The sequence below is a fragment of the Bombilactobacillus apium genome, from assembly GCF_013385145.1.
In the GTDB taxonomy this organism is placed as follows: domain Bacteria; phylum Bacillota; class Bacilli; order Lactobacillales; family Lactobacillaceae; genus Bombilactobacillus; species Bombilactobacillus apium.
The window spans coordinates 224,872-231,530 of record NZ_JABZEC010000004.1; the positions used below are offsets into that span (position 1 = coordinate 224,872).

Here is a 6,659-nt window from a genome sequence, read left to right on the forward strand (position 1 = left end):
GCTGTGATTTTTTGAATACTTAGCTCTACCCAGAAAAATATGGGGTAGGGAAATATTTAACACCGGATATAGTATCCCAATTGATTTTGGGCTATACTTTAGTTTCAACCAGACGCTTATAATGAACTTAACATCAGAAAGTTCTCAACAAGGAAGGTGCAAAAATGAATTATTGTCCCAACTGTGGTCAAAAGTTGACTTCGGATTACGAAAATTGTCCTTATTGTGGTTACCAATTACCCCAAAAGAAAAAACGGCGGGCTTCGGAAACCAAGTCCCAAACAGCTGCTTCAGTAACTGCTTCTAAAGGACAACAGCTCGCTAATTTTCTTCGTTGTTTACGGGTTAAATGGCCCCTAACTTTGGCGGCAATTGTCTTAGTAATTTTGACTTATTTTTACATTGGAAAATTGATTAGTGTAATTGTGGCAATTTCTCTTGCAATTTGGGGTTTTCTCGCCACAAATGCGGCACCTGTCCCAGCAAGACTATGGCGGAAAAAAAGAGCTACTCCGCCGGTTGATCCCCAACCAGAGCCCAGATCGAAGCCGACCCCAGATTCATCAGCCAACCAGCCTTCAACCACCGCGCAACCGATAGAAGATGGCGATCCGGTAATGACCCGTAGGCGCCGTTCAGAAGTGCCACTGCGAGATCCAATTACTAGTGATCTGGGAATGCATCCACGTTTTCGCTTGTCTTGGGTGATTCTTGCTTTGGCAATTTTGACCTTGAGCACCACTTATTGGCCGAGTTTTTTTGGGAATAATACCCTGCAAATTGCTAATTTAAATTTGAATACGACTCCCTCATTAGCAGCAGTTTGTCAGCAAGGAATTATTTTACTGGGAAATTGGCTTAACTTTCCTCTTAATACGCACTTGGGAGCTTGGATTTTAGCTATTGGTCCTTTAATTGTAATTATTGGAAGTCTGATTCCTAAAAATTGGGGCCGCCGTTTAACAACTAAGGGAGCCCAGTGGACCTTAGCCTTTTATATCCTCGGTTTGATTGCTTTAAAAGTCGGTTTAGGAATTGGGGCTAATTATGGTTGGACGACAAATCTCCAATTAGGACTTGGGGGATATGTGGCTCTAATTGGGAGTCTGGCAATGTTTATTTTGTCTGAATATGAATTGCACAAGCACTGGCCTGGACACTAATTAAATTGGCAGAAGTCGCAATAAAGCGTACTATATAAATTAATGAGTCCACTAAACTAGTTGTGATGAGAGAACCGAAGGAGATTTCATAATGACCTTAATTTTGCACGGCTGTACGTTGTTATTACGAGAACATGATTTGTTGAAAAAGGCAGAAATTGTCTTTGATAATGACATTACCGCAGTAACCTATAATTCAAAGCAGGCGCAAAAAGACGGAATGTTTTTTTGTAAGGGCACGCACTTTAAAGTGGAGTATTTAAAACAGGCTCAAGAATTAGGAGCTTCCACTTATGTTTCTGAAGTCGAATATCCCGAAATTAAAGGGATGAATGCTTTAATCGTTACGGATGTTCAAAAAGCAATGGCCTTATTAGGGGCCGCTTTTTATGAATACCCGCAAAATGATCTATTTATTGTCGCTTTTACCGGAACCAAAGGAAAGACCACCTCGGCTTACTTTACGCGGGGAATTTTACAAAATTACACGAATAAAAAGACTGCTTTATTTTCGACCATTGATCGAATCTTAGGACCCAAACCAGAGCAAGGGTTTAAATCTGATTTGACAACTCCGGAATCTTTAGATTTATTCCATGATATGCGCGCAGCAGTCAATAATGGGATGACGCACTTGGTGATGGAGGTTTCCTCACAAGCTTACAAACGCAATCGGGTCTATGGCTTACAATACGATGTCGGTTTCTTTTTGAATATTACCCCCGATCATATTGGTCCTAATGAACACCCTAATTTTGCCGATTATTTACATTGTAAATTACAATTACTGGTCAATTCCCGGGCTTGTGTTTTAAACGGTGATAGTGCGCATTTTACGGAAATTTATCAAGCTGCTAAAGCCACCACTCCCCCAGAAAAAGTTTATGTTTTTTCTCGGCAGAATAGTCCGCAAGCCGCAATGGCCGATGTCACTTATCAAAACTTGGAAACTACTTTAACGGAAAGTGAGTTTCAGTTAACAGCTGCTTCTGCTAAGGCTCAAGCGCTAGATATTGCTGGTGACTACAAGTTGGGTTTAGTCGGTGACTTCAATGAAGAAGACGCCACGGCCGCTATTTTGGGGGCTGGCTTAGCTGGGGCTCCTTATCAATTGGCCAAGAATTCTTTGGTTGATGTTCATGTACCCGGCAGAATGGAATCAATCACCACGCAAGACCATGGTATAATTTACATCGACTATGCCCATAATTATGCCAGTTTGAAGGCCTTACTAAGCTTTTTGCGGCAACAAAATCCAGCTGCTCAGGTAACCGTAGTTGTTGGAAGCCCGGGAAATAAAGGCGTTTCTCGCCGGCATGATTTTGCGCGGGTTCTTAATGAATTTGCGGATCAAGCCTATTTAACAACGGATGATCCGGGTTATGAAGATCCGACAAAAATTGCTGCCGAAATTGCTGCTAAGATTGATCCTCAAAAAGTAGCCGTAACGACAATTTTAGATCGACAAGCAGCAATTAAAGCCGCGATTGAACACAATCAGGCTCCAGATATCGTGGTTTTAGCAGCCAAGGGTGCGGATGCTTACCAGAAGGTTCAGGGAGTCGATACCCCCTACCCTAATGATATTAATGTTGCTCGCAAAGTAATCCAAGAATTGGAAGCTTGAGGTTAAAATATGCAAAAGTTTTTTACAGTTATTGGGGGTATGGGAACCGCGGCAACGGAAAGTTATTTGCGGTTGTTAAATGCTCGAACTCCCGTGCATTGTGATCAAGACTATTTGAACTATATTTTAGTTAACCATGCGACGGTTCCTGATCGAACGCGCTATATTTTGGATCATACTGCCCCCAGCTTTTATCCAGCCTTACTGGAAGATATCAAACAACAAAGTCTCTTACAGCCAGCATTTATGGTAATTATTTGTAATACGGCCCACTATTTTTACGATCAGTTACAAGCAGCGACCACAATCCCCTTACTGCACATGCCTCGAGTGGCAATTGCGACCTTGAAGAAACAGTATCCGCAGGTGCGTAAAGTAGGCTTGATTGCCACCAAGGGAACTTTAGCTGATGGTATTTATCAAGGTGAATTGCGTCGGCAAGGTTTGGAGTATACAGAAGGCGATGCTCAGCTGCAAGAAGATGTAATGACTTTAATTTACGACCATATTAAAGAAAAAAATCAAGTTCCACCAACTTTGTATCATCATATTTTAGAGCAAATGAAAACTAAATTTGGGGCGGAAGTGATTATTTTGGGTTGTACGGAACTATCTTTGGCCCAAGAAAAAGCTCCGACGCCTGAATATGCCGTAATTGATGCGCAAAGTATTATTGTGGATCAAAGTATTCGCTTAGCTCAAAGACTCCGGGGAGGTCAAGCTCTTGAAATTGATTCCTGTTATTATTAGTGACCATCTAGTAGTGCTAGATGGTCTAATTAATTTGTGTTAGGATAGAAGCATTAAAAATTTCGAGGTTAGTGAATGAGTAAGCATGATCAACCAAATAAGTTACTTCGTCGTAATCATCGACTTTACTTGGGGAGTAATCATGAACTTCAGACCCGACCATGGTTAAAGAAATTCCTAGTTGTGGCACTGATGTTGGTCTTTATCGTTGGCGCTTATGGATTTCGTCTGTATTCTCAAGCCAGTCATGCTTGGAACAATTCTTATGTCGGCAACGGTAAACCTTCTGCTGCAATCGCGGCGCGCAAGCCAGTGACAATTTTATTGTTAGGAATTGATACGGGTGGTTTAGGACGAAAGGATCGGGGCAATTCCGATACAATTATCGTTGCAACCATCAATCCTCAAACTAAGAAAACGCTTCTCATGAGTGTTCCCAGAGATACTTTAGCGAAAATTTATCGGGCCGAAGATGGCACGCATACTACTCAAAAAGTTAATGCCGCTTATCGTTTAGGTAGGGCTCCGGGAGCTAAAGCGACGGTTCAAAAACTCCTAAATATTTCAATTGATCATTATTTGACTGTGGATTTTCACTCCTTACCAAAAGTTGTTGATGCGGTGGGAGGAATTGAAGTAGATTCGCCCTTTAAGTTCCGCTGTGCGGGAATTGATTTCAAAAAAGGTAAGCAACAGATTAATGGAAAACAGAGTCTAGCTTATGCTCGAATGCGCTATAATGACCCCCGAGGGGACTATGGACGGCAATATCGGCAGCGGCAAGTTATTACGGCCATTGTGAAAAAGGCCCTCTCTTTGAATACCTTACCGAATATTTCTCAAGTAATGGGCAGCCTTTCGTCTTCGATGAGTACAGACTTATCGATGACTGATATTCTCGCCTTGGCTCAGTCTTATCAGGATGCAGCTAAGAAAATCACTTCCGATCACTTGCAGGGACACAGTCTAACGATTGATCAAGCAGCTTATGAAGTTATGGCTACCAAGGAATTACAGCGGGCTTCGGATAAAGTTCGAACTTATGCTGGTTCTGAGCCTGAAACTTTAGAAAATGCCGAGACAGAGTTGAATTATCTCAATAAAATGCGGAATAATTTCAGTTTTGCTAATGGTGATAATCAAAATTATACGATTTATAATCAAGAAGGAATGCAATATAACCCTACGCAAAAGGCCGATGCGGCTTTGGAGAGTGGGACAATTTCTAATTACTAATAAAAGTTAGGTGCAATAGCCTAACTTTTTTGCTAAGAAAAATTGGCAATTAAGGAGATTAATGTGAGTATTTTAAAAGTTGAGCATTTGAGTCAACGTTATCTGGATAAAATTTTATACTTGGATGAAACTTTCCAAGTCAATGATCACGATCATCTAGGAATTATTGGTCAAAATGGAGTTGGTAAAAGTACGCTCATTCGGATTTTGACTGGACAAGTGGAAGCTGACTCGGCCCAAATTACTTGGAAGAAAAATTTACATGTCGGCTATTTGGATCAGTATGTTAACTTGCATCCGGGCCAAACGATCCGGGAATTTTTGCGGACCGCCTTTCAAGATCTATTTGATCAGGAGAAAAAGTTAGAGAACCTTTATGAACAAATGATTCAGGATTCCAATCCAGAATTATTGGAGCAAGCTGGACAGTTACAGGCTAATTTGGAAGCTCATGATTTTTACGATTTAGATACGAAAATTGATGTAGTTGCCGCCGGACTGGGAGTTGATGTTTTAGGGTTTGATCACGATGTGGCTCAACTCAGCGGTGGCCAACGGTCGAAGTTGATTTTGACTAAATTGTTACTGGAGCAACCAGATTTATTGCTTTTGGATGAACCGACTAACTATTTGGATAAACAATATATAGCTTGGCTAGCGACTTATTTACAAAAGTTCCCTGGCGCCTTTGTCGTTGTTTCTCATGATGATCACTTTTTAGGGCAAATTGTGAACGTGGTTTGTGACTTAGAATTGGGGCATTTGACCCGTTATACGGGAACTTTGCAACAGGCTCGGCGGCAAAAGGCAGCCAATCAAGAAACTTATCTGAAGCGTTATGTAAGTCAACAGAAGCAAATTGCGAAGACCGAAGCCTATATTCGAAAGAATAAAGCCGGTTCACGGTCCAAAAGCGCCAAGAGTCGGGAACGGCAACTGGCTAAAACTACAATTCTAACTCCACCGGCAAATTCCCAACCGCCAGTTTTTAAGTTTCCTTACGTCACCCATGCTGGACAGATGATTCTTGAGGTTAATAACCTCGTAATTGGTTACGAGAAGCCGCTCTTGCAGAAGCAACTTAATTTTTCTTTAAACACGGGCGAAAAAGTAGTGATCAGTGGTTTTAATGGTGTCGGAAAATCAACGCTGATTAAAACTATCTTGCAGCTAATTCCCCCATTAGCAGGAACAGTCTCTTTGTCTCCCCTGGTTAAGGTGGCTTACTATGAGCAAAGTTTAGTTTGGGAAGATACCATGGCTACTCCTTTAACTTTCTTACACCAACAATTTCCCGCAGCTACGCAAAGAACTGTGCGCCAGACCTTAGCTCGGACGGGATTAAGTTCTGAACAAGCTTTGGAGCCTTTGAAGTTGCTTTCGGGAGGAGAACAGGTCAAAGTCAAATTAGCAGAATTAATGTTGCAACCCGCTAATCTTTTAATTCTAGATGAACCGACAAATCATTTGGACAATGCCAGTAAACTAGCATTACAACAAGCCTTGCGAACTTATCCGGGAACAGTGATTTTAGTTACCCATGAAGGTGATTTCTATGATAGTAGCTGGATTGATCGCGAGTTAGATATTGCTCAAATTGCGGTTCCAGCGGCATTTGAGAAATAAATTTAGAAAAATAACAATTATTGTTGACAGAAGGTTAAAATCTTGGTAAGATATCTTCTGTTGTCAGCGAGGCAGTCAGCCAAGCGTTGAAAACTTAAAAATAGTTGTTGACATTGAATTGGAGACATGCTATTATATCTTCTGTTGTCAGCGAGGCGAAGAGCTAAGCGATGAGGGCCGAAAAAAAGTTCTTGACAAGCAACAAGACAGATGATAAAATAAACGAGCTGCTGTCAAAGCGGTTCAAACTTATCAAG

The 6,659-nt window shown here is 41.3% G+C and carries 5 protein-coding genes; all 5 read left to right on the plus strand.

Translation table 11 applies throughout. From position 1 onward, the window contains the following. Positions 1 to 164 precede the first annotated feature (164 nt). The 5 genes from HU830_RS05890 (at position 165) to HU830_RS05910 (ending at position 6,402) form a co-directional block, all read left to right on the plus strand. Positions 165 to 1,163 (plus strand): zinc ribbon domain-containing protein, encoded by a 999-nt coding sequence (locus HU830_RS05890; protein WP_176942850.1) that lies wholly within the window; start codon positions 165 to 167, stop codon positions 1,161 to 1,163. Between the two features lie 91 nt (positions 1,164 to 1,254). Beyond that, positions 1,255 to 2,790 (plus strand): UDP-N-acetylmuramoyl-L-alanyl-D-glutamate--2,6-diaminopimelate ligase, encoded by a 1,536-nt coding sequence (locus HU830_RS05895; protein WP_176942851.1) that lies wholly within the window; start codon positions 1,255 to 1,257, stop codon positions 2,788 to 2,790. A 9-nt stretch (positions 2,791 to 2,799) separates the two neighbouring features. After that, the gene (locus tag HU830_RS05900) at positions 2,800 to 3,540 is read left to right on the plus strand and encodes an aspartate/glutamate racemase family protein (protein ID WP_176942852.1); all 741 of its coding nucleotides are present in this window, start codon (positions 2,800 to 2,802) and stop codon (positions 3,538 to 3,540) included. Between the two features lie 75 nt (positions 3,541 to 3,615). Continuing rightward, positions 3,616 to 4,776: an LCP family protein gene (locus tag HU830_RS05905; RefSeq protein ID WP_176942853.1), complete on the plus strand. Its 1,161-nt coding sequence runs from the start codon at positions 3,616 to 3,618 to the stop codon at positions 4,774 to 4,776. 63 nt (positions 4,777 to 4,839) lie between these two features. Then, complete coding sequence (locus HU830_RS05910) at positions 4,840 to 6,402, plus strand: ABC-F family ATP-binding cassette domain-containing protein (protein WP_176942854.1); 1,563 nt, start codon at positions 4,840 to 4,842, stop codon at positions 6,400 to 6,402. Positions 6,403 to 6,659: the final 257 nt, after the last annotated feature.